Below are 23,092 nucleotides of genomic sequence, written 5' to 3'. Positions count from 1 at the left end.
ACCCCGCGATCACTTCGCCGCCGCCGGCTCCGCCTCCGCCTGCTTGGCCACCGCGTCGATCGCCGCGAGCGACTTGCGGACCTGGTTGCGGTCCGTGGTGTACCAGAAGTCCGGCAGGGACGCCTTCAGATAGCCGCCGTAGCGCGCGGTGGCCAGCCGCTGGTCCAGTACGGCGACCACCCCCCGGTCGCCGGACGCCCGGACGAGACGGCCGGCGCCCTGTGCCATGAGCAGAGCCGCGTGGGTCGCGGCCACCGCCATGAAACCGTTGCCTCCGGCCTCCTCCACCGCCTTCTGGCGCGCGCTCATCAGCGGATCGTCGGGCCGCGGGAACGGGATCTTGTCCATGACGACCAGCTGGCAGCTCGGGCCCGGGACGTCGACGCCCTGCCACAGCGACAGCGTGCCGAAGAGACACGTCTTCGGGTCGGCCGCGAAGTTCTTGATCAGTTCACCGAGCGTCTCCTCGCCCTGCAGCAGGATCGGGAACTCCGGGATCCGGGAACGCAGCTCCTCCGCGGCGAGCTGAGCGGCCCGCATGGACGAGAAGAGGCCGAGGGTGCGCCCGCCGGCCGCCTGGATCAGCTCGGTCAGCTCGTCCAGCATGTCGGAGCGCTCGCCGTCGCGCGCGGGGCGCGCCAGGTGCTTGGCGACGTAGAGGATGCCCTGCCTGCGGTAGTCGAAGGGCGAGCCGACGTCGATGCCCTTCCACTTCGGCAGGTCCTCGCCCTCCGCCCCTTCCGGGCCGAGCCCCAAAGAGGCGCCGACGCCGTTGAAGTCACCGCCCAGCTTGAGCGTCGCCGAGGTGAGGACCACGGTCCTGTCGGCGAACAGCTTCTCCCTGAGCAGACCCGAGACCGACATGGGGGCGACCCGGAGGGACGCGCCGAAGCGGTCGTGCCGCTCGTACCAGACGACGTCCCACTCCGAGCCGTTCACCACCCGCTCCGCCACGTCGTGAACCGTCTCCACCGAGGCCAGCGCCTGCTTGCGGACGGCGTCCTCGTCCTGGACGGACTTGTCGCGCGTCGCGCCGATCGCGGAGATCACCGTACGGGCCGCGTCCCGCAGCGCCATCAGGGCATAGCCGAGGTCCTCCGGGATCTCCTCCAGGCGGCCCGGCAGCGCGAGTTCCATGAGCCGCTCGAAGCCCTCGGCGGCGGTCTGGAGCTGATCGGCGGCCTTCTCGTTGACCAGCTTGGCGGCACGACGCACCGCGCGGTTGACCTGCCCGGGCGTGAGTTCGCCGGTGGCGACGCCCGTGACGCGGGAGACGAGTTCATGCGCCTCGTCCACGATCAGCACCTCGTGCTGGGGCAGCACCGGGGCGCCCTCGATGGCGTCGATGGCCAGGAGCGCGTGATTCGTGACCACGACCTCGGCGAGCTTGGCACGCTCTCGGGCCATCTCCGCGAAGCACTCGGCGCCGTACGCGCACTTGGACGCGCCCAGGCACTCGCGCGACGACACCGAGACCTGGGTCCAGGCACGGTCCGAGACGCCCGGGGTGAGATCGTCCCGGTCGCCGTTCTCCGTCTCGTCGGCCCAGTCCCGCAGTCTCAGCAGGTCCTGGCCCAGCTTGCTGGTGGGCGCCGCGGCCTCGAACTGGTCGAAGAGCCCCTCCTCCTCGTCCTGCGGCATGCCCTCGTGCAAGCGGTGCAGACACAGGTAGTTCGACCTGCCCTTGAGCATCGCGAACTCCGGGCGTCGGCGCAGCAGCGGGTGCAGGGCGTCGACGGTGCGCGGCAGATCCCGCTCGACGAGCTGGCGCTGCAGGGCGAGCGTGGCCGTCGCGACCACCACCCGTTCTCCGTGCGCGAGCGCGGGCACGAGATAGCCGAGCGACTTTCCGGTGCCGGTGCCGGCCTGGACCAGCAGGTGGGATCCGTCGTCGATCGCCTCGGCGACCGCTTCGGCCATGGTCACCTGGCCGGGGCGCTCCGCACCGCCGACGGCGGCGACGGCGGCGTGCAGGAGTTCGGGGAGGGAGGGCTTCGTCATAGCCTGACCACCCTACGACCCTGCACTGACAAACGGGGGGTCGTTACGGGGGCAGGGGGAGGACTCACGGGCGGGGCTCCTGGGTGGGCTGGGGTTGTGGTGGCGGTCGGGTGGGACTGGGTTCGGGGACTGTGCGTCGGAGGGGGCTGGCGCGGTCGCCGACGCGCGCTGCGTGGCCGGCGTACCGGCCGGCGCTACGCCGTGGGTCAGCGGTGGTCGCGACCTGCCGGCCGGGCTGGGCAGGTGCGGGCCGGTGGCCGGCAGGGGGTCGCGGCGGTGCCGGCTCGGGTGAATCGTCCAGGAACTTTTTCCGGGACGCGGGAACACCGCGGAATCCCCATTCGTATCTATGTGTGAGCGCCCGGTCACGTGGCGCTACAGGACCTCGCGCAGGACTCGGTCCCGGATCATGAGGGCGGCCCGCTTGCCGGGCAGGTCGGCCTCCGCCGCGAACTGGAAGCCCGCGCTCAGGAACGCGGCGATGGAGGGGGTGTTGCGAAGATCGGGTTCCGCCACGACACGTGCGCACGTGGGACGCCGGTCGAGGATCAGGTCGGCCACGGCTCGGAGCAGGACGGAGCCCAGCCCTCGTCCCCGGTCGGCGGCGTCACCGACGAGGAGGTGGATCCCGGTGTCGTGCGGACGGGCCGGGTAGTGACGGGCCAGCGGATCCAGGTCGGCACGGTAGATCTCCCAGTAGCTCATCGGGGTGCCGTCGAGTACGCCGAGGCACGGCACACTGCGCCCGTCGCCGTGGAGCTGCGCCCTCAGGTGGTCCTCCGTCCGGGTCCGGGGCCCGGCCAGCTCCCAGAACTCGGCGACGGCGGGGTCGTTCATCCAGCGGTGGACGAGCGAGAGGTCCTGATCGAGACGTACGGGCGTCAGCCGGAAGGAGCCGACCGGGGTCACCACCGAGCCCCACGTGGCCGGTCGGCCCAGAAGACCGGCCGTCGCCCCGGCGCGGAGGGCGGCGAACTCCGCGGGCAGGCACAGCTCCAGCGTGTCCTCGCTGTCCGGGTCCTCGTCCTCGACGGTGAGTTGTCCGAAGAGGGAGTTCCGGGGCCCTTCGGTGGCCGCGCGGCGAGTGGTGCTGTCCGGTTGGGCCGGGCCGGTTCCGGAGCCGGCGTCGGTGGGAGGCACGGTGCGCTCCTCTCAGGAGACGTGGTGGGTCATGTCCCTCGGGCGGGGGGAGGGTGCGCGGCTGGCTGAGGGCGGTCCGCTCAGGTGGTGCGCAGAGGTACTTCGCTCATGCGTGAAGGGGGTTGGCGATGGTGACGTAGACGGACTGGGTGTCGACCGGGCCGACGAGTTCGTCGAGACCGTGCAGCCGGGTCAGCAGGTTGGCCTTGCAGCGCAGGACGGGTGAGTCGAGGAGGCGGCCGGGCAGGGTGGTGCGCAGCGGGGCGGGCCCTGAGGAAAGGCCGGTGAGGAAGCGGCGGAAGGCCGCGAGCAGCAGCCGTTCGTCGGCGAGGTGCTGGGAGCCGAAGGCACCGATCAGACCGAGGACGTTGTTGACGGTGAGGTAGTAGGCGAAGCGCTCGTCGGCGACCTCGTCCGGAACGAAGGTGTCGCTGTGTACGCCGATGCCGGGCAGCCGGGCGGTCAGTTCGGCTCGCCGGGACTCGCGGAAGTAGTACCCCTGGTTGTCGCGGTAACGGCCGCCGGTGGGCCAGCCGTCGCCGTCCAGCAGGACCAGCGTGTTCTGCTGGTGCGCTTCGAGCGCGATGCCGGCCTCGCCGTCCAGCCAGAGGACGGGCCGGACGACCTCCTCCAGGTAGCGCAGGAACCACTCGGCGGCGACGGCGCCGACCGGTCGGCCGGTGCGCGCGGCGAGACCTGCGACGACTCGGGCCAGCCGGGACCGCATCGGCCGAGCGGGGTGGTGCGGCGCGGTGCCGGCGGGCGGCTCGGGGAACGGGCGGGGGGCGACGAGCCCGGCGACACAGCCGACGTCGTCGGCCGGGGTGAACGGGTTGTGCCGGATCACCACGTCGAGTCCGGGCAGGGGCAGGCCGTCTGGGCCGTCCACGGCGAGCCAGGCCGGGTCGCGGACGATGTCGAAGCCGGGGTGGGCGGTGTGCCACTCGCGGGCGAGACCGGTGCGCAGGAGCCGGTGCACCTCGACTCCGCGGTGGAGTTCCTTGCGCAGGTTCTCCCGGCGGGAGTTGGTGATGCGCAGGGCGAGCGAGAGCTTGAGCATCGCGGGGGCACCGGATCGGTGCACGGTGCGTACGGAGGAGGTGGGAGCCCAGGGGGCGCCCAGGGGGCCGAGGTCACGGAGGAGCCCGGAGTCGAGCAGCGCGGCGACGGGCGCGCGGTGCCGGACCTCGCGGGCCTGCCAGGGGTGCAGTGGCAGGGCGGTGTGACCGTCGGGCAGCGGCAGTGCGGTGCCGGCGAGGCGGCGGAGTAGGTGGCCGGCGGCCACGGGACGGCCGCGCTCGGTCCAGGCGGAGTCGGCCGCGAGGAGGGAGGGGGCGACGGCCAGCCAGTGCAGGGGGAAGGAACCACGCAGCTCCGGTGAGTACCGCTCGGCTTCCGCTTCGGTGAGGCCCTCCCGGCTCTTCGGGGTCGGATGCAGTGGGTGCCCGAGCAGGAGGGCCTGCTCGGCGGCGAGGAAGCGGTCGGGGGTGTCGGCGGGGTGTTCCCGGCGGTGCCGGATGAAGGTCGCGGTACGGCGGACGGAGTCGGCGACTCTGGCCACGAGGTCCGGGCCGTCGGCTCGATCACCGGCGCCGGTGTCGGGGCGCGGGCCGGGGCCGTCGGAGCCGGGGCCGTCAGCGGAGTCGGAGGAGGTGCGCGGCGAGGAGGTGGTGGTGTCGGCCGGCTCGGGGGCGGGTTCCCTCGCGAGGAGGGCCGCGAGAGTGACGGCGTCGACGGGTGGCGCCGCGTCGGACGCACCGGCCAGGCGCGGGAGGCCGAAGCGGTGCCAGCCCGTCGGGGACCAGTGGTGGACCGGTGCGATCAGGGTGGCGCCGCTGGCCGGCAGCGGGATGCGGAGGCTGCCCGCCGTGGGAGCGGTCAGGCCGGTCTCGCGGGCCCAGCACCGCAGGAGGTTCTCGACGGCGGCGGCCTGGGCCGCGGCGTGGGGATCGGGGTCCTCCAGCGGATCAGGGTCCTCCAGCGGGTCGGGAGCCTCCAGCGGGTCGGGAGCCTCCGGCGGGTCGGGAGACTCCGGCGGATCGGGAGCCTCCGGCGGATCGGGAGCCTCCAGGGGGTGGGGGCCCTCAGGCGCACCGGCCTCCGGAGCTGTCCTCCCGACGGGATCGGTCTCCCGCTTCTTCTGCTGCGGGACCGACTCGGTGAGCGGTGCGGCGGAGGACGGGGCGCCGGTGCCTCCCTGGTCGTCGGGGGTGGGGGTGGCGTTCATGACGCTCCTCTGGGGCTGGAGTGAGGGGGTGCGGGCTCGTTCCGCCGACCGCTCGGGGCGCCATTCGTCCGGGGCCGGTGGTCGGTGGGGCGGGATGGCCGAGTGGTTGCGGTCGGCGGTGGACGTCGGCCTCGATGCCCGGAAAGGGGGCTGAACGGGGATGGGAAGCGGTGTGTGCCCGCAGGCTGGAGCCTGGGGCCTCCGGCACGGCTGGTGGTCAGCCCGTGTGCTGGGCCGGGCGGGCTTGGCGTTGCTGGTGTGGGCCATGGGTTTCGTGGTGACGGGCGACCGCGGCCACCGCGTCGGTCAGCCGGTCGAGTACGGCCGTCGCCTGTTCGTCGCTGATCGTGAGCGGCGGAAGCAGCCGGACCACGGACGCGTGCCGGCCGCCGAGTTCGACGATCAGTCCGCGCTGGAGGCACTCCCGCTGCACGGCGGCGGCGAGCTCGGGGGCGGCCGGGGGCGGCGTGCGGGTGGGCTCCGGCCGGACGGCCGCGCCGCTGAGACCGTCCATGCCGCCCATGCCTCCACCATCGAGGCCGGCGACGTCACCGGTGTCACCGGCGAGCGGCACCGGACGAGAAGCGATGTGGTCGGCCTCCGGATTGACCAGTTCGACCCCGATCATGAGTCCTCGCCCTCGGACGTCTCCCACGCAGGGGAACGTGTGGGTCAGTTCGGCGAGTTGGCGCAGCATGCGGGAGCCGAGGGCGGCCGCGCGTTCGGCGAGGGCGTTCTCGCGGACGTGGGCGAGGGTGGCGGTGCCCGCGGCCATGGCGAGCTGGTTACCGCGGAAGGTGCCGGCGTGGGCACCGGGTCGCCAGACGTCGAGGTCGTCGCGGTAGACGATCACGGCCAGTGGGAGGCTGCCGCCGATGGCCTTCGACAGGACCATGACGTCGGGGGTGACGCCGCTGTGGTCGACGGCCCAGAAGGCGCCCGTGCGGCCGACTCCGGTCTGGATCTCGTCGGCGATCAGCGGGATGGACCGGTCCTCGGTGAGCCGGCGCATGCGGCGCAGCCAGTCGTCCGGCGCGGGGATCACTCCGCCTTCGCCCTGGACCGGTTCGAGGATCATCCCGGCCGGCAGCGGGACGCCGGACTTGGGGTCGTCGAGGAGGGACTCGGTCCAGCGGGCGGCGAGTTCGGCGCCGTGCGGGCCGCCGGTGCCGAAGGGGCAGCGGTAGTCCTGCGGGTAGGGCAGGCGGGTCACCCGGACGTCGGGGGCTCCCCCGGAGACGGCCAGGGCGCCGGCGGTCATGCCGTGGTAGGCGCCGGTGAAGGCGAGGATGCCGGTGCGGCCGGTCGCGGTCCTGACCAGTTTGAGGGCGGCCTCGACGGCGTCGGTGCCGGCCGGCCCGCAGAACTGGACCCGCGAGCGGCCGGCGAGGCCGGGCGGGAGTGTGCGGAACAGCTCGGTGACGAAGGCGTCCTTGACGGGGGTCGCGAGATCGAGGACGGAGAGGGGTGCGCCGGAGTCGAGGACCCGGCGGATGGCTTCCAGCACGACCGGGTGGTTGTGGCCGAGGGCGAGGGTGCCGGCGCCGGAGAGACAGTCCAGGTAGCGGCGGCCGTCGGCGCCCTCGATGGTGAGTCCTCGGGCCCGGACGGGCACGATGGGCAGGGCCCGGGCATAGGTGCGCGCCGAGGACTCACGCGCCGACTGGCGTCTGAGGATTCCCTCGTGCGCGGCCCGCGCTTCCCCGGACGTGCCTCCAGCCATCGACTCCGTAACGGCCACGGCGCGTTGTCCTCCCCGCTGCTCGATGACGAGTTGATCCTCGGGGACCGGACACTGGCAGCAGGCCCCACCGGCTACAACAGCGCACCGATCGGGCGGTTACGGGCTCGCCGGGAGATCCTTGGCGGGACGGCACGGGACCGGGCCCATCCGGCACTCCGGGAGTCGGTGACAGCCGATGAGCCGGCGCGGATCACCATGGACGAGCGGCGCCGATCACCGGGCCGACGAGGCGGCCCTCGGACCGGCCGACGCGCGTGCCCTGTTCAGGCGGCCTGTGACGGAACCGTTGCCCTCCCGTCGGAACTCCCCCACGGCGACGGCATAGTGTGTGATGCCGTTCCCAGAAGGTCGTGAGACCGGCATGAACCTTCCGTGAGTTCGCCGCCGGTGTCGGGGCCGAAGCGCCGAATTCCTTTCACAGCAAGGGGAGTCAAGAACATGCGATCCATACGGCCGTCGTTCACCGCTCGGCGAGGCAGGGGGGGTCGCCGGACCCCCACCTCGCTGACGGCGGTCGCGCTCGCGTCGGTGCTGGCGCTGACCGCCACCGCCTGCGGCGGCGAGGACAACGCCGACGGCAAGCCGTCCGCGGCGAGCAGCCGCGACGGCAAGATCACGATTCCGGACGACCTGAAGCAGAGGCTCAAGGAACACGGGATCGACATCGACAAGTGGAAGCACGGCGCCTGGAAGAACTGGAACCGGGACGACTGGCTGCGCGAGGCCAACGACTTCGTCAACCCGATCATCAAGGGCCTGTGGAACCCGGACCGGATGCGCGGCGCCGACGACCCGGACCGGGGCGTCGACGACAACGACATCTCCGGTGACCAGGGCGTGACGGACCCGACGCCGCAGCCGGTGCGGGCACGTACGGTCACACCGCCGTACCACACCAGTGCGGCCACCTCGGGCAAGCTGCTGTTCGACGCCCCCGGGGGCACCATGGTCTGTTCCGCGACGGTGGTGACGGACCCGGCGCACCCGGGCAAGTCCAACCTCGTCTGGACGGCGGGTCACTGTGTGCACGCAGGCAAGAAGGGCGGCTGGTACCGCAACCTCGCCTTCGTGCCGTCGTACAACGACCAGGGCAGGTCGGCGGCCCAGCTGGAGGGCGCCAGCCGCTCCGAGATCGCGCCGTACGGCGTGTGGTGGGCCGACGCGGCGAAGACCTCGCAGCAGTGGATCAGCAAGGGGGGCGAGACGGGTGGTGACGGCGCGTCGTACGACTTCGCCGTCATCCATGTGACGCCCGAGCAGGGCAGCGGCGGCAAGTCGCTGGAGGAGACCGTCGGCGGGGCTCTGCCGGTGGACTTCGACGCGCCGGCCGTGTCCCAGGTGCGGAGCATCACGGCGTCCGGCTACCCGGCGGCGGCGCCGTACGACGGTCAGCTGCTGTACCAGTGCCAGGACAAGCCGGGCCGGCTCTCCATCGAGCAGTCCGACCCGACGATGTACCGGATCGGCTGCACGATGACCGGTGGCGCCTCCGGTGGCGGCTGGGTGGAGACGGGCGCGGACGGCAAGCCCGAGCTGGTGTCCAACACGTCCATCGGCCCGGTGCGTTCCGGCTGGCTGGCCGGTCCCCGGCTGGGTGAGGTGGCCAAGAGCGTGTACGAGTCGGTGAGCAAGCAGTTCGCCGGGCGGTGATCTGGCGCCGGGCATGACGAGGGCCCGTCACCCTGGGGGTGGCGGGCCCTCGTGACGGGCTGGGTCAGGCCGCGGAGACCGGGACGTACGGCGCGAGGTCCGCCGCCAGCTCCTCGTGCACCCGGACCTTGAGCAGGGTGCCCTCCGCGGTGTGCTCCTCGGAGATCACCTCGCCCTCGGTGTGGGCGCGGGCGACCAGCTTGCCGTGGGTGTACGGCACGAGCGCCTCGATCTCGACCGAGGGGCGGGGCAGCTCGTCGTCGATGAGGCCGAGCAGTTCCTCGATGCCCTGGCCGGTGCGCGCCGAGACGGCGATCGAGCGCTTCTCGACCCGCAGCAGCCGCTGGAGGACCAGCGGGTCGGCCGCGTCCGCCTTGTTGACCACGACGATCTCGGGCACGTCGGTGGCGCCGACGTCCCGGATCACCTCGCGTACGGCGGCGAGCTGCTCCTCCGGGTTCGGGTGCGAGCCGTCCACCACGTGCAGGATCAGGTCGGAGTCGCCGACCTCCTCCATGGTGGAGCGGAACGCCTCGACCAGGTGGTGCGGCAGGTGCCGGACGAAGCCGACGGTGTCCGCCAGGGTGTAGAGCCGGCCGCTCGGGGTCTCCGCCCGGCGGACGGTCGGGTCCAGGGTCGCGAACAGGGCGTTCTCGACCAGGACGCCGGCGCCCGTGAGGCGGTTGAGCAGGGAGGACTTGCCGGCGTTGGTGTAGCCCGCGATGGCGACCGACGGCACCTTGTTCCGCCGGCGCTCCTGGCGCTTGATCTCGCGGCCGGTCTTCATGTCCGCGATCTCCCGGCGCATCTTGGCCATCTTCTCGCGGATCCGGCGCCGGTCCGTCTCGATCTTGGTCTCACCGGGGCCGCGCGTGGCGAGACCGCCGCGACCGCCACCCATCTGCCGGGACAGCGACTGACCCCAGCCGCGCAGCCGCGGCAGCATGTACTGCATCTGCGCGAGCGCGACCTGCGCCTTGCCCTCGCGGGACTTGGCGTGCTGGGCGAAGATGTCCAGGATCAGGGCCGTACGGTCGATGACCTTGACCTTGACGACGTCCTCCAGCTGGATCAGCTGGCCGGGGCTCAGCTCACCGTCGCAGATGACGGTGTCCGCGCCCGTTTCGATGACGACGTCACGCAGCTCGGCGGCCTTGCCGGAGCCGATGTAGGTGGCCGCGTCGGGCTTGTCGCGGCGCTGGATCACGCCGTCGAGCACGAGCGCGCCCGCGGTCTCCGCGAGGGCGGCCAGCTCCGCGAGGGAGTTGTCGGCGTCCTGCGCCGTGCCGGTGGTCCACACGCCGACGAGTACGACCCGCTCCAGGCGGAGCTGGCGGTACTCGACCTCGGTGACGTCCTCCAGCTCGGTGGACAGGCCCACCACGCGGCGCAGGGCCGCGCGCTCGGAGCGGTCGAACTGGTCGCCGTCCCGATCGCCGTCGATCTCGTGGCTCCAGGCGACGTCCTCTTCCATCAGGGCATCGGCCCGAAGACCCTCGGGGTAGGCGTGCGCGAGGCGCTTGGTGTCCTGGGAAGGGGAAGAAGAGGAGGTCATTGGATCCTTACGTCGATGAGATACGTCGGTGGGAGTGCCGTCTCGGCGTCGGCGTGACGGCCTCCGTACGGCGGACGGTCACCCGTGCCGCTCGGTGTGTACAACGCACGGGTACCCCGGAGGATTCCCGTCTCCCGTGCGCGCCAACCTCTAGATGGTCGCACGGTACGGCACGTCTCGTCATCGGGTTATCGCCGGGCGTGACCGGGTCACCGCCGGGCACGCGGCGGGGTGGGCTCGGCCGACGCCGTCTGCTTCCAGTCCGGGTGGCCGGGCATCGGCGGAGTCTTCTCGCCGTAGAGCCAGGCCTCGAAGAAGCCGCTCAGGTCGCGGCCGGCGATGGCCGAGGCCAGCCGGACGAAGTCGGCGGTGGTGGCGGTGGCGTCCTGGTGCTCACGGACCCAGATCCGCTCCAGCCGCTCGAAGGCCGGCCGGCCGATCTCCTGGCGCAGGGCGTAGAGGGCGAGGGCTGCGCCGTCGTAGATGCTGGGCCGGAAAATGCTGATCTTCTGGCCCGGGGCGGGCGGCTTGGGCCGGGCGGGCGGGCCGCCGGCCTCGCGCCAGCGGTCGGAGGCGCCGTAGGCGGCCTTCATCCGCTCCTCCATCGGCCGGTTCGCCGTCTCCTCGGCGTACAGCGCCTCGTACCAGGTGGCGTGGCCCTCGTTCAGCCAGACGTCGGACCAGGTGCGGGGGGTGACGCTGTCCCCGAACCACTGGTGGGACAGCTCGTGCACCATGATCGACTCGATGTACCACTTGGGGTAGGCGGGCTCGGTGAACAGGTCCTTCTCGAAGAGCGAGAGGGTCTGTGTCTCCAGTTCGAAGCCCGTGGAGGCCCGGGCCATGAGCAGGCCGTAGGTCTCGAAGGGGTAGCGGCCGACCTTGCTCTCCATCCAGGCGATCTGGTCGGGCGTCTTCGCGAGCCACGGTTCGAGTGCCTTGCGGTCGCTCGCGGGTACGACGTCACGCACGGGCAGGCCGTGGGGGCCTTCGCGGCGCGGCACGGCCGAGCGGCCGATCGAGACCTGGGCGAGCTCGGTGGCCATGGGGTGCTGGGTGCGGTAGGTCCAGGTGGTGGTGTTGCCGACCCGGTCGGCGCCGGCGGGCAGGCCGTTGGCGACGGCGGTGTAGCCGTTCGGAGCGGTGATCCGGAAGGTGAACATCGCCTTGTCGGACGGGTGGTCGTTGCACGGGAACACCAGGTGGGCGGCGTCGGCCTGGTTCGCCATGGCGAGGCCGTCGGAGGTGCGCACCCAGCCGCCCTGCTGGTCCTTGCCGTAGACGGGGTCGCTGGTGTGGCGCACGGTGATCCGGGTCCGGCCGCCCTCGGCCAGGGGGTGCTCCGGGGTGACGACCAGGTCCTCGCCCGCGCTGGTGAAGTCCGCGGGACGGCCGTCGACCTCGACCGACCGCACGGTGCCGTGCGCGAAGTCCAGATTGAGGCGCTCCAGGTCGGCGGTGGTCCAGGCGTCGATGGTGGTGACGGCCTGGAGCGGCTTGTCGTTGGTGCCGGGGTAGGTGAGGGACAGGTCGTACGAGGCGACGTCGTAGCCCGGGTTGCCGAGGTAGGGGAAGAGCCGGTCGCCGACGCCGAGCGGCTCGGGCGGCGCCGCGGCGGCCAGGAGGCAGACGGAGACGGCGGAGGCGAGCAGGGCCGTCTTCCGGTGCCGGGAGGCCTTGGGTGTGGTCCGGGTGAGGGCGGTCCGGGGCCGGGAGCGGGGGGTGAGCGGCATGGACCACCGCTACCAGTGGCCGCCCGCCCGACGGTGACGACGCGCGACCGGCCCACCCGAACGGGTGGGCCCGACGCCGTCGTCAGGACGCCCGCGGCTGGTGCTGGGCCCTGCGCACGTCGTACACCCCCGGTACGTCCCGCATGGCGCGCATCAGGGCCGGCAGGTGGGCCGCGTCGGGCAACTGGAGGGTGTAGGTGTGGCGCACCTGCTGCTGGGTGGGCGGTTCGACGGTGGCGGAGACGATCTCGACGTCCTGCGAGGCGATCGCCTCGGTGAGGTCGGCGAGGAGATGGGGGCGGCCGAACGATTCAGCGACCAGGGTGACCCGGCACTCGGCGGTGTCCCCCCAGCGCACGCCGATCTCCGCGCGCCCTCGGCTCTTCATGTGCGCCACCGCCGCGCACTCCACGCGGTGCACGGTCACCACTCCCCCGCGCACCGTGAACCCGGTGATCTCGTCGGGCGGTACGGGTGTGCAGCACCCGGCGAGCCGTGCCGCGGCACCGGGCCGGTCCGCGAGGACGTCGGCGCGCCGCAAGCGCGGGGCGGGGGCACCGTCGCCGGGGCGCGCCGGCGTGGTCCCCGGAGCCGCTGCGGGGCGGCGGGCGGAGGGTTCCGCGGCGCGGGTGCCGGACGGCTCGGCGCGGTGGGCCGCGGAGGGGTCTGCAGGGCGGGCCGAGGAGGGGCCTGCGGTGGCAGCCGGGCGGCCCGTGGCGGCTGCGGGGCCGGTCGAAGAGGTCTCCCCCGCCCGGGGCGGCGCCGTGCCGGGTGCGGGGGTGGTCTCGGCGCGGGTGCCCCCCGGCTCGTTCGGACCGGCCGGCTCCGCCGGGTCGGTGCCGGCGGCGGGGTGGGTCGCCAGCCAGCGCTGGATGGCGATGCGGGCGGCCGGGGTGTGCGCGTGCTCCAGCCACTCGCGGGAGGGTTCGGAGGCCGGGTCCTGGCCCATCAGGAGCTGGACCGTGTCGCCGTCGCGCAGGACCGTGCTGAGGGTGGCCAGCCGGCCGTTGACGCGGGCGCCGATGCAGGCGTGCGCGTCCTCGCCGTACTGCGCGTAGGCGGCGTCCACGCAGGTGGCGCCCTCGGGCAGGCCGAGCGCGCCGCCGTCGGGGCGGAAGACGGTGATCTCGCGGTCCTGGGCGAGGTCCTCGCGCAGGGTGGACCAGAAGGTGTCGGGGTCGGGGGCGGCCTGCTGCCAGTCGAGGAGGCGGGAGAGCCAGCCGGGGCGGGTGGGATCGGCGCGCTCACCGTCGGCCGAGGCACCGAAGGACGGGACGCCGGCCGGGGCGGTGCCGGACGCGGAAGGGTCGGCGGCGGGTGCGTACGGGTTGCCGAGGGCCACCACACCGGCCTCCGCCACCTTGTGCATCTGGTGGGTGCGGATGAGGACTTCGACCATCTGGCCGTCGGGGCGGGCGACGGCGGTGTGCAGGGACTGGTAGAGGTTGAACTTCGGTACGGCGATGAAGTCCTTGAACTCCGACACCACCGGCGTCATGCACGTGTGGAGTTCGCCGAGGACGCCGTAACAGTCCGCGTCCTCGTTCACCAGCACCAGCAGGCGGCCGAAGTCGGCGCCGCGCAGCTGTCCGCGTTTGCGGGCCACGCGGTGGACGGAGACGAAGTGCCGGGGGCGGATGAGGACTTCGGCCGGGATGCCGGACTCGCGCAGCACCCCGCGCACCTCGTCGGCGACCTCGGCGAGGGGGTCGCCGGGGCGGGCGGCGTTCTCCGCGATGAGTTCCCTGGTGTGCTCGTACTCCCCGGGGTGGAGGATGGCGAAGACCAGGTCCTCCAGCTCGGTCTTCAGGGCCTGTACGCCGAGGCGTTCGGCGAGCGGGATGAGGACGTCACGGGTGACCTTGGCGATCCGCTCCTGCTTCTCGGGACGCATCACGCCGAGGGTGCGCATGTTGTGCAGGCGGTCGGCGAGTTTGATCGACATCACGCGCACGTCGTTGCCGGTGGCGACGAGCATCTTGCGGAAGGTCTCCGGCTCGGCGGCGGCTCCGTAGTCGACCTTCTCCAGTTTCGTGACGCCGTCGACCAGGTAACGCACCTCCTCCCCGAACTGCTCCCGCACCTGATCCAGTGTCACCTCGGTGTCCTCGACCGTGTCGTGGAGCAGGGACGCGGTCAACGTGGTGGTCTCGGCGCCGAGTTCGGCCAGGATCAGGGTCACGGCGAGCGGGTGCGTGATGTACGGCTCACCGCTCTTGCGCATCTGGCCGCGGTGCGAGGACTCCGCCAGGACGTAGGCGCGGCGCAGGGGTTCGAGATCGGCGTCGGGATGGTGGGCGCGGTGCGCCTCCACGACATGGCTGATCGCGTCGGGCAGTTTGCCGCGGGCCGCGGGGCCGAGCAGCGCGGCCCGGCCCAGTCGGCGCAGATCGATCCGGGGCCGGGACTTCCTGCGCGCCGCCGCGGGCGCCACGGACGCTGTGAGCGCTTGTGGCGCTGTGGGCGCTACCGGGCCAGCGGTCGCAGGATTCGTGGCCTCCGCACTCATGGGCACCTCCGGCTCGTGGACCGGCGGACGGGGCCCCAGGGCGTACGCGGCTCAGGGATGGCGACGTTCCCCCGTCCGTGCCGGTGCTTGATGCTACCGAGCCCACCACGTGCGACAGACCGCCTCTCGCCGAGCGTGAAACGGATCACCCCTTCGAGCGATGCAATCGAGGTTTAGGGTCGCGGGTCAGCCGAACGCGTGAGCCAGCCACTCGGCGTCGATCTCGCCTTCGGCGACGATCACGGCGGGGCCGGTCATCTCGATCTCGCCGTCCGGCCGCTCGGTGATGACGAGGCGGCCCCCGGGCACGTCGACGGTGTACGTCGCCGGGGTGCCGGTGACGGCCGGGTCGGTGCCGTCCCGCCGGGCGGCGGCCACGGCGACGGCGCACGCGCCCGTGCCGCACGAGCGGGTCTCGCCGGAGCCGCGCTCGTGCACGCGCATGGCGACGTGGCGGGGGCCGCGGTCGACGACGAACTCGACGTTCACGCCGTCCGGGTAGGCGGCCGCAGGGCTGACCGGTGGTGCGGTGTACAGGTCGCCGGCGTGCGCCAGGTCGGCCACGAAGGCCACCGCGTGCGGGTTGCCCATGTTCACGTTGCGCGCGGGCCAGCTGCGCTCACCGACGCTGACCGTGACGTCTCCCTCGGGGAGGCGGGCGCGGCCCATGCCCACGGTGATGTCGCCGTCCTTCGCGATGTGGACGGTCTTCACGCCCGCGCGCGTGGCGATGGCGAGGTCCCCTTCGGCGACGTGTCCGGCGTGCTGGAGGTAGCGCGCGAACACACGGACGCCGTTGCCGCACATCTCGGCGACCGAGCCGTCGCCGTTGCGGTAGTCCATGAACCACTCGGCCTCGGCTGCCATGCCCCGCGCCTCCGGGTGGGCAGCGGACCGTACGACGTGCAGCACACCGTCACCACCGAGGCCCGCCCGGCGGTCGCACAGGGCGGCGACGGCGGCCGGGGACAGCTCGACGGCGTTCTCGGGGTCCGGGACGATCACGAAGTCGTTCTCGGTGCCGTGACCCTTGAGGAAGGCGATCCGTGTGCTCATCCCTCGATCGTACGGGGTGGGTACGACAGTGCCCGTTCCGGCGGTCCCGGCTTCACCTGCGGGCTCTTTCCGGGCGGCCCCGGCTTCACCCGCGGGCGCTAGCGCAGGCGCGCCACCCGCCACACCGCGAGCACGACGACCACGACCACCAGGAGCACGTACCCGAGCACGACCCGCCAGTCGGGGCGGCGGCCGGAGCCGCGCGGAGGCAGGCCGGGCCAGGTGTAGCCCACCCGGCGGGCGGCCATCATGCCCCAACCCGCCGCGCAGGAGCAGATCAGCAGCCCGAGCATGGCGATGACCGCGCCGCTGTCGCCGAAGTCGAAGGCGAGCGGGAAGGCGAACATCAGGGAGCCGACGGCGGCCAGACCCACGATGGGGGCGAGCTGCCAGATGCGCAGCCGGCGCTGCGGGCGCAGCTCGACCTCGACCTCCGGTCCGCCCGGGTACATCTCCTCGGGCGCCGGCCCGTCGGCGGTCACCCCGCCCACGGTGTCGTCGGGCCCGTCGTCGGCCAGGGGGTCCTCGGGCAGGCGGTCGCCGGAGAGACCGCCAGCCCCGGACAGCCGGCCGTCGGAGAGGGTGATCTCCGTCAGGTGGTCCTCGCGCAGGTAGTCCTCGCCGAGGCCGTCGTCGGAGGCGGCGGCGTCGAGCAGGCCGCTGTCGCACGCCCGTCCGTCGGCGCGCCCGTTCACCCGTGGACGGTCCTCACCGGGGTCCGGGCCGCTCCGGCCCGGTCCGTCACCCTCGGTGGTGACGTGCTCGGCACTTCGTGCGGTGTCGCGAGGGCCGGCCTCCATCGCCACGCGCCCTCCCAACTAGGCTCCACTTGGTCGATCGAAGCTCGATGATGGCACGGCGCCCGAGGCCGCGATGACCGGCGGCGCATCCCGATGCCATGACGTGATCAGGCTGTGACCGGTCGTTCGACCAACGCCAGGGCCTGCTGCGGAAGTTCCCGGCGGTCCACCGCCGCCCCACTCAACCAGTGCACCCGGGGATCGCGCCTGAACCATGAATCCTGGCGGCGCGCGAAGCGCTTGGTGGCACGGACGGTCTCGGCCCGCGCTTCCGCTTCGGTGCACTCCCCGGCGAGGGCCGCCAGCACCTGCTGGTAGCCGAGCGCGCGCGACGCCGTGCGCCCCTCGCGCAGGCCCTGCGCCTCCAGTGCGCGCACCTCCGCCACGAGGCCCGCCTCCCACATGCGGTCGACGCGCCGCGCGATGCGGTCGTCCAGTTCCGGACGAGCCACGTCGACACCGATCTGGACGGTGTCGTAGACGGAGTCGTGACCGGGCAGGTTGGCCGTGAAGGGCTGCCCGGTGATCTCGATCACTTCCAGGGCGCGGACGATACGGCGGCCGTTGCCGGGCAGGATCGCGCGGGCGGCCTCCGGGTCGGCGGCGGCCAGCCGGGCGTGCAACGCGCCCGAACCGCGCAGCGCCAGCTCCTCCTCCAGGCGGGCCCGGACCTCCGGGTCGGTGCCGGGGAACTCCAGATTGTCGACGGCGCCCCGGACGTACAGACCGGAGCCGCCGACCAGGATGGGCCAGCGGCCCTCGGCGAGCAGTGCGTCGATCCGCGCGCGGGCCAGTCTCTGGTACTCGGCGACCGACGCGGTGACCGTCACGTCCCAGATGTCCAGCAGGTGGTGCGGGACGCCTCCGCGTTCCTCGGGCGTCAGCTTGGCGGTACCGATGTCCATCCCTCGGTACAGCTGCATGGAGTCGGCGTTGACGATCTCGCCGCCGAGCCGCTGGGCCAGGAAGACGCCGAGATCGGACTTTCCGGCCGCGGTGGGACCGACGACGGCGATGACGCGGGGGGCGGGGGGTGCACTGCTCACCGCACCAGTCTCGCAAACCTCCCGGTGAGGTCTCGAACGAGTTACGTGACGGCGTACGTCCCGGGTCGTTGCCCGTGCGAGGTGCCGCCCGCCGGGCTGCCGGGGGCGGTGACCCGGGCGGCGCAACCTTACGCACCGGGTGACGCGGGAATTCGCCCGCACGAGTACCGTATGGAGTGGACATGGGCGTGTTTGCACGGCTTCTCGGCCGATCGAAGGCGGCTCCGGAGGCGTCGGCCACGGCGGCGGGTGCCGGCACGGAGCCGGAAGGGACCGAAGGGGAGGCGGCCGAGGCGACGGGAACCGGGCCGGCGGAGGCGAAGGACGCGTCCGGTGACGAGCAGGAGGACGGGACCGCGCGCCGGGACTCCGGCACGGACGACGCGTCCGAGGGCGCCGGGATCCCCCGGCAGCAGTCCGCGGGCGGGGCCGTCGACAGCGAGGCCGGCGACAGCGCCCACAGGTGATTGTCCCGCGAGGGAAGGTGGACCATGGGTCTGATGGACAACATGAAGGCCAAGCTGGGCCCGGCCAAGGACAAGGTGTCGGACCTCGCGCGGCAGCACGGGGACAAGGTCCAGCACGGGATCGACAAGGCCGCGAAGGCCGTCGACGAACGGACCAAGGGCAAGTACAGCGACAAGATCCACGCGGGCACGGGCAAGGCCAAGGAGGCGATGGACCGCCTCGCGCACAAGGGCGGCCCCGAGGCGGCGCCCCACGACCCCATGCCCCCGACCCGTCCGGCCCCCCCGGAGAGCCCGCCACCGGCTTCCTGACGAGCCGGCGGCCGTCCTGAGTGACCGCGCGCCCGGGGCGCCCCGTGATCCGCGGGGCGCCCCGGGCGCGCGCTGTCCACTTGAGGGCGCCGGGAGCGCCCTACGCGCGCGTACGGCAGCCGTACGGCAGTCCGGTCCTCGGACCCAGCTCAGGACCAGGTCGCGACCATGTACCCCACGCCGTACGGCGCGTCCTCGTACAGCAGTGCCCCGGTGAGGTCCGCGTCCTCGGCCGCGCCTGCCAGGATCTGCCAGGGCGCGCGGCCCGCGGCCTTCAGTTCGTGCGCCAGGGCCGGGTCCAGTGCGCGCAGGGCGGCCAGGTCCGCCGCGCCGAGCGCCCGGGCGGCCTCCGCGTCGAAGGGCGCCGCCCGCTCGTCCAGGTAGCCGGGCGCCTTGAGCGAGCGGCAGGCGCTGCCGTCCCCCATCACCAGCAGGGCCACCCGCCCGGCCCGGCCGGCCAGCTCCCGTCCGGTCTCGGCGCACCGCTCCGGCTCCAGCGTGTCCGCGACCCCCAGTCCCTCGATCGGGGCATCGGACCAGCCGGTCCGCTCCAGCAGCCAGGCGCCGACGGCCAGGGAAGCCGGCAGGCGACGCTCCGGGGCGGGGTGTCCGGCGGGCCCCAGGCGCACGTCCAGGTCGACCCCGAAACCGCGGAAGGTGCCCGGGGCGCCCTGCGGGAACGGGCCGCGTCCGCCCTCCTCGGCGGTGCCGAGGACCACCAGCAGCTCGGGGCGGGCGGCGGCGAGCACGCCGAGCGCGTCCGTGCAGGCGGTGCGGGCGGTGTCCAGTTCCGGTGCGGCACCCGCGGCGACCTCGGGCACGAGCAGCGGCGGGCAGGGACAGACTGCGGCGGCGACAAGCATGATCGGCAGCGTAACCCCGCGAGCGGAGAGCGCGTGTCACTCCTCGATCAGCACGTCCGTCAGGTCGATCACCGTCAGGACCAGCACCACGAGCTTGCCGTCGCTGATCACGTACTCGACGAAGAGGTTGCGGGAGAGCGCGATCTCCCGCGTCGCCTCGTCACCCCCGACGGGGTGGGAGAGCTTGTGCCGTGGGTCGGACACCAGGATGGCCAGTCCGCGCTCCAGCGCGTCGCGCCGGTCGGCGGGCAGGCTGTCACGCACGCGGGCGGCCCGCTCGGTGAACTCGACGCCGTACGGCAACACGTGGTGCTCCTTCCCGCCCCGCGCGGTGTGCCGGGAGCGTGCCGCTCCCTCCCGTCCCGCAGTGTGCCAGGACCTCAGTCGCAGCCGCAGGCGCTCGCCGTGGCCACCGGCATCGGCGCCGGGACGCCGATCTTCGGCAGGCCGAGCATGACGCCCGCCGGCTTGGCGGCCGCCGCGGCGGTGCGCTTCTCCCAGGCGTCCCCGGCGCGCGTGCGGCGCACCCCGAGGACGGGGCCCTCGGCGAGGAGGTGGTGCGGGGCGGCGTACGTGACCTCGACGGTGACGACGTCGCCGGGGCGCACCTCCTGGTCCGGCTTGGTGAAGTGGACGAGGCGGTTGTCGGAAGCGCGGCCGGAGAGACGGTGGGTGGCGCCGTCCTTGCGGCCCTCGCCCTCCGCGACCATCAGCTCCAGCGTGCGGCCGACCTGCTTCTTGTTCTCCTCCCAGGAGATCTCCTCCTGAAGGGCGACCAGCCGCTCGTAGCGCGCCTGGACGACCTCCTTGGGGATCTGGCCCTCCATGGTCGCGGCGGGCGTGCCGGGGCGCTTGGAGTACTGGAAGGTGAAGGCCTGCGCGAAGCGGGCCTCGCGGACGACGTGCAGCGTCTGCTCGAAGTCCTCCTCGGTCTCGCCGGGGAAGCCCACGATGATGTCGGTGGTGATCGCGGCGTGCGGGATGGCCGCCCGCACCTTCTCGATGATCCCCAGGTAGCGGTCCTGGCGGTACGAGCGGCGCATCGCCTTCAGGACGGTGTCCGAGCCGGACTGGAGCGGCATGTGCAGCTGCGGCATCACGTTCGGCGTCTCGGCCATGGCGGCGATGACGTCGTCGGTGAAGTCGCGCGGGTGGGGGGAGGTGAAGCGGACCCGCTCCAGGCCCTCGATGGTCCCGCAGGCGCGCAGCAGCTTGCTGAAGGCCTCGCGGTCGCCGATGTCGGAGCCGTAGGCGTTGACGTTCTGGCCGAGCAGGGTGATCTCGGAGACGCCCTCGCCGACCAGGGCCTCGATCTCGGCGAGGATGTCGCCGGGGCGGCGGTCCTTCTCCTTGCCGCGCAGGGCCGGGACGATACAGAAGGTGCACGTGTTGTTGCAGCCGACGGAGATCGACACCCAGGCCGCGTAGGCGCTCTCGCGACGGGTCGGCAGCGTGGAGGGGAAGGCCTCCAGGGACTCGGCGATCTCGACCTGCGCCTCTTCCTGGACCCGGGCGCGCTCCAGCAGGACGGGCAGCTTGCCGATGTTGTGCGTGCCGAAGACGACGTCCACCCAGGGCGCCTTCTTCACGATGGTGTCCCGGTCCTTCTGCGCCAGACAGCCGCCGACGGCGATCTGCATGCCGGGGCGGGAGACCTTCTTCGGCGCGAGCCGGCCGAGGTTGCCGTAGAGCCGGTTGTCGGCGTTCTCCCGGACCGCGCAGGTGTTGAAGACGACGACGTCGGCGTCACCGTCCGAGCCCTCGGGGGCGCGCACGTACCCGGCCTCTTCGAGCAGCCCGGCCAATCGCTCGGAATCGTGGACGTTCATCTGGCACCCGTAGGTGCGGATTTCGTAACTCTTGGATCCTTGAACGTCCACTGCCGGGCTCCGGTCGCTGCTGCTGGTCATGCGTCAAGGGTAGGCGGTCCCGGAGGGAGCGACGGCGGCCCGGCCGCCCGGCGGCCCCGGGCCCGCTCCCGCGGGGGTTCCGGCGCTGTCCGCGACGAGTCCCCGCGGCGCCGGTCCCGGCGAAACCCCGTGTGTGCGGGGCCGCCTGCCCGGGAACCCGCTGGGCGCGGCAGAAGGTTCAGGCCAAAGGGCGACCGATTTTCCGGGCAGGCGTGTGCAAGAGGGCGCGCGACCTGCTTAGGTGTGAGCCACGGTTTGTCCGCTGATGACGGGAAGTGCTTTCTCGCCCGAACGGGGTGACACGGCAGGTGAGGAGAACGGGCGAGTACACCGCGCTACGGCGCCGGTGCACCGCGATCCTGCGCGATCTCGGGGTGCCCCGGTCGCTGTCCCTGGACGCGGTCGTCGAGCGGGTGGAGGAACTCCGGGGCCGTCCCCTCGTGCTGAGGGAGCTGCCCGAGGAGGTGGCGGCCGCCGGGGCCTGCGGCCTCTGGATGGCCACCGACAAGGCCGACTACGTCTTCTACGAGGCCCGGACCGCCCCGCTGCACCGGGAGCACATCATCCTCCACGAGATCGGCCACGTGCTGTGCGACCACCACCGGAGCCTCACGGACGACGGCGAGCAGCCGGCCGGTGACCTCCTGGTCGGGCTCCAGCCGCACGGCGTCACCCGGTTCAGGGCCAGGACCAGCTACACGAACACCGAGGAACAGGAAGCCGAGATGATCGCCACCCTGATCCAGAGCGCCGGGACCGCGGGCCGGGCCGCCGGGCCCGTGGGCCGGCTCGGCGCGTTCCTCGGGGTGACGGCCGGCGCCGGTGAATGAGCTGGCGGCCAGGGCCGGACTCGCCGGCGTCCTCGCCCTGTGGTCCGCCCTCGTCTGGCGGGCCCGGCCGGCACTGCGCCACTCCCAGCAGCGGGGGCTCTGGCTCACCGTGCTGGCGGCCACCATCGCGATCACCCTCTTCCAGCCCCGGATCGTCGGCCCGCTCACGTCGGCCGGCCTCGACGTCCACACCGTGTCCCTCGTCCGCAATCTGATCGGCGTGCTCAGCGCGGGGCTGGTCCTGCTCTTCGTGGTCGACTCCAGCGGTCCTCCGCGGCTGCGCCGCCACGTGGCGGTGGGGATGACGGCGGCCCTCGTCTCGTTGCTCGTCCTGGACCTGCTGCACGTCGGAAGGGGAACGGCGTCCGCCCAGGGGCCCGCGTCCGGCGCGTCCGCCTACTGGCTGATCCTCATCGCCGCCCATCTCGCCGGTGACGCCGTCGCCCTCGTGGTCTGCTGGCGGTACAGCCTGCGGACGGCCGAGCGCGATCTGGTGTGGTCGCTGCGTCTGTTCGCGGCCGGCAGCGTGCTCGCCCTCGCCTTCTGGTCCGGCTACCTGTGGCACCTCTACGACCGTGCCCCGCGCCTGCTCCCCTACCTGACCGTGATCATGAGTGTGCACGGCTTCCTGCGGGCGGCGTCCCTGCTGGCCCCCAGCGCGAGCGCCCTCGTCCGGTCGGCCGGCGCGCTGCGGACGGTCTGGCGGCTGTGGCCGCTGTGGCGCGACCTGGTGACGGCGGTGCCCGACGTGGCCCTCGCCAGGCCGCGGCGGTCCCGGCTCCAGGAGGTGCTGTGGCCGCGCCTCCCACCAGCCCTGCAGGCACACCGGCAGACCATCGAGACGTACGACGCCCTTCTGACACTCCAGCAGTACGTGCGGCCGGACGCCTACGAGAGCGCGTACCGGTACGCCAGGCGGGCGGGGGTACCGGACGACCGTCTGGCGTCCGCCGCGCTCGCCGGTGCCGTGGACCAGGCCCGGCGGGCCGTCCTCGCCGGCGTGCCACCGGCCGACCCCCAGCCCCTGCCGGGGGTGACGCACGGCAGTACCGGGACCCTGCTCGGCATCGCCCGGATGTGGCCCGCGATGACCAGCGCGCTTCCCTGCCCCGACCGGACCCCGCCGGCCCGGCGGCGCTGAAGCCGGGCCGGCCGCCGGGAGCGTGGCCGGGCATGCTGAACGCCGGAGCGGCGTCGGGGCCGGGCCGCCCTGCTCAGGGCCCGACTGTGCCGAGACCCCTCGGCCCCG

Annotated in this window: 18 protein-coding genes; 5 read left to right on the top strand and 13 right to left on the bottom strand. The window is 73.1% G+C overall.

Going from position 1 to position 23,092, the window contains the following annotated elements; all coding sequences use genetic code 11:
- Positions 1-9: 9 nt before the first annotated feature.
- The 4 genes from ACZ5DC_RS00300 to ACZ5DC_RS00285 form a co-directional block, all read right to left on the bottom strand.
- Positions 10-2,001, bottom strand: a complete 1,992-nt coding sequence (locus ACZ5DC_RS00300) for an ATP-dependent DNA helicase (RefSeq protein ID WP_366748374.1) — start codon at positions 1,999-2,001, stop codon at positions 10-12.
- Positions 2,002-2,376: 375 nt separating this feature from the next.
- On the bottom strand, positions 2,377-3,141 hold the full coding sequence (locus ACZ5DC_RS00295; RefSeq protein ID WP_468647837.1) for a GNAT family N-acetyltransferase: 765 nt from the start codon (positions 3,139-3,141) through the stop codon (positions 2,377-2,379).
- 106 nt (positions 3,142-3,247) lie between these two features.
- Positions 3,248-5,368 (bottom strand): IucA/IucC family protein, encoded by a 2,121-nt coding sequence (locus ACZ5DC_RS00290; protein ID WP_468647835.1) that lies wholly within the window; start codon positions 5,366-5,368, stop codon positions 3,248-3,250.
- 217 nt (positions 5,369-5,585) lie between these two features.
- Entirely contained in the window at positions 5,586-7,091 is a 1,506-nt protein-coding gene (locus tag ACZ5DC_RS00285) for a diaminobutyrate--2-oxoglutarate transaminase family protein (RefSeq protein WP_468647833.1), read from the bottom strand.
- A 459-nt stretch (positions 7,092-7,550) separates the two neighbouring features.
- On the opposite strand from ACZ5DC_RS00285, the gene ACZ5DC_RS00280 reads away from it, so the two are divergent.
- Positions 7,551-8,762: a trypsin-like serine peptidase gene (locus tag ACZ5DC_RS00280; RefSeq protein ID WP_468647831.1), complete on the top strand. Its 1,212-nt coding sequence runs from the start codon at positions 7,551-7,553 to the stop codon at positions 8,760-8,762.
- Between the two features lie 64 nt (positions 8,763-8,826).
- On the opposite strand, the gene hflX is transcribed toward ACZ5DC_RS00280, so the two are convergent.
- From hflX to miaA, 6 genes are all read right to left on the bottom strand, one after another.
- Positions 8,827-10,317 (bottom strand): GTPase HflX, encoded by a 1,491-nt coding sequence (gene hflX / locus ACZ5DC_RS00275; RefSeq protein WP_366748379.1) that lies wholly within the window; start codon positions 10,315-10,317, stop codon positions 8,827-8,829.
- A 209-nt stretch (positions 10,318-10,526) separates the two neighbouring features.
- Positions 10,527-12,050: a M1 family metallopeptidase gene (locus ACZ5DC_RS00270; protein WP_468647829.1), complete on the bottom strand. Its 1,524-nt coding sequence runs from the start codon at positions 12,048-12,050 to the stop codon at positions 10,527-10,529.
- Positions 12,051-12,132: 82 nt separating this feature from the next.
- Complete coding sequence (locus ACZ5DC_RS00265) at positions 12,133-14,559, bottom strand: RelA/SpoT family protein (RefSeq protein ID WP_468647826.1); 2,427 nt, start codon at positions 14,557-14,559, stop codon at positions 12,133-12,135.
- Positions 14,560-14,745: 186 nt separating this feature from the next.
- Complete coding sequence (gene dapF, locus ACZ5DC_RS00260; protein WP_468647824.1) at positions 14,746-15,615, bottom strand: diaminopimelate epimerase; 870 nt, start codon at positions 15,613-15,615, stop codon at positions 14,746-14,748.
- 98 nt (positions 15,616-15,713) lie between these two features.
- Complete coding sequence (locus tag ACZ5DC_RS00255) at positions 15,714-16,181, bottom strand: hypothetical protein (RefSeq protein ID WP_468649873.1); 468 nt, start codon at positions 16,179-16,181, stop codon at positions 15,714-15,716.
- 341 nt (positions 16,182-16,522) lie between these two features.
- Positions 16,523-17,461: a tRNA (adenosine(37)-N6)-dimethylallyltransferase MiaA gene (gene miaA / locus ACZ5DC_RS00250; protein ID WP_468647822.1), complete on the bottom strand. Its 939-nt coding sequence runs from the start codon at positions 17,459-17,461 to the stop codon at positions 16,523-16,525.
- Positions 17,462-17,643: 182 nt separating this feature from the next.
- Between miaA and ACZ5DC_RS00245 the strand changes: the two genes are divergently transcribed.
- Entirely contained in the window at positions 17,644-17,928 is a 285-nt protein-coding gene (locus ACZ5DC_RS00245; protein ID WP_468647820.1) for a hypothetical protein, read from the top strand.
- A gap of 24 nt (positions 17,929-17,952) precedes the next feature.
- Positions 17,953-18,240, top strand: a complete 288-nt coding sequence (locus ACZ5DC_RS00240; RefSeq protein WP_468647818.1) for an antitoxin — start codon at positions 17,953-17,955, stop codon at positions 18,238-18,240.
- A 149-nt stretch (positions 18,241-18,389) separates the two neighbouring features.
- Here the strand turns inward: ACZ5DC_RS00240 and ACZ5DC_RS00235 are convergent, their stop codons facing one another.
- The 3 genes from ACZ5DC_RS00235 to miaB form a co-directional block, all read right to left on the bottom strand.
- Entirely contained in the window at positions 18,390-19,103 is a 714-nt protein-coding gene (locus ACZ5DC_RS00235) for a class III extradiol dioxygenase subunit B-like domain-containing protein (protein WP_468647816.1), read from the bottom strand.
- A 36-nt stretch (positions 19,104-19,139) separates the two neighbouring features.
- Positions 19,140-19,409: a hypothetical protein gene (locus ACZ5DC_RS00230; protein ID WP_468647814.1), complete on the bottom strand. Its 270-nt coding sequence runs from the start codon at positions 19,407-19,409 to the stop codon at positions 19,140-19,142.
- Between the two features lie 74 nt (positions 19,410-19,483).
- Complete coding sequence (gene miaB, locus ACZ5DC_RS00225) at positions 19,484-21,013, bottom strand: tRNA (N6-isopentenyl adenosine(37)-C2)-methylthiotransferase MiaB (RefSeq protein WP_468647812.1); 1,530 nt, start codon at positions 21,011-21,013, stop codon at positions 19,484-19,486.
- Between the two features lie 308 nt (positions 21,014-21,321).
- On the opposite strand from miaB, the gene ACZ5DC_RS00220 reads away from it, so the two are divergent.
- The gene (locus ACZ5DC_RS00220) at positions 21,322-21,843 is read left to right on the top strand and encodes a regulator component (RefSeq protein ID WP_468647810.1); all 522 of its coding nucleotides are present in this window, start codon (positions 21,322-21,324) and stop codon (positions 21,841-21,843) included.
- Complete coding sequence (locus ACZ5DC_RS00215; protein WP_468647808.1) at positions 21,836-22,984, top strand: MAB_1171c family putative transporter; 1,149 nt, start codon at positions 21,836-21,838, stop codon at positions 22,982-22,984. The genes ACZ5DC_RS00220 and ACZ5DC_RS00215 overlap by 8 nt, the downstream gene beginning before the upstream one ends.
- The last annotated feature ends 108 nt before the right edge of the window (positions 22,985-23,092 follow it).

Source organism: Streptomyces sp. NPDC031445 (assembly GCF_055581365.1).
Note: the sequence above shows the minus strand (reverse complement) of the source record. Positions and strands in the feature narration are given on the sequence as shown.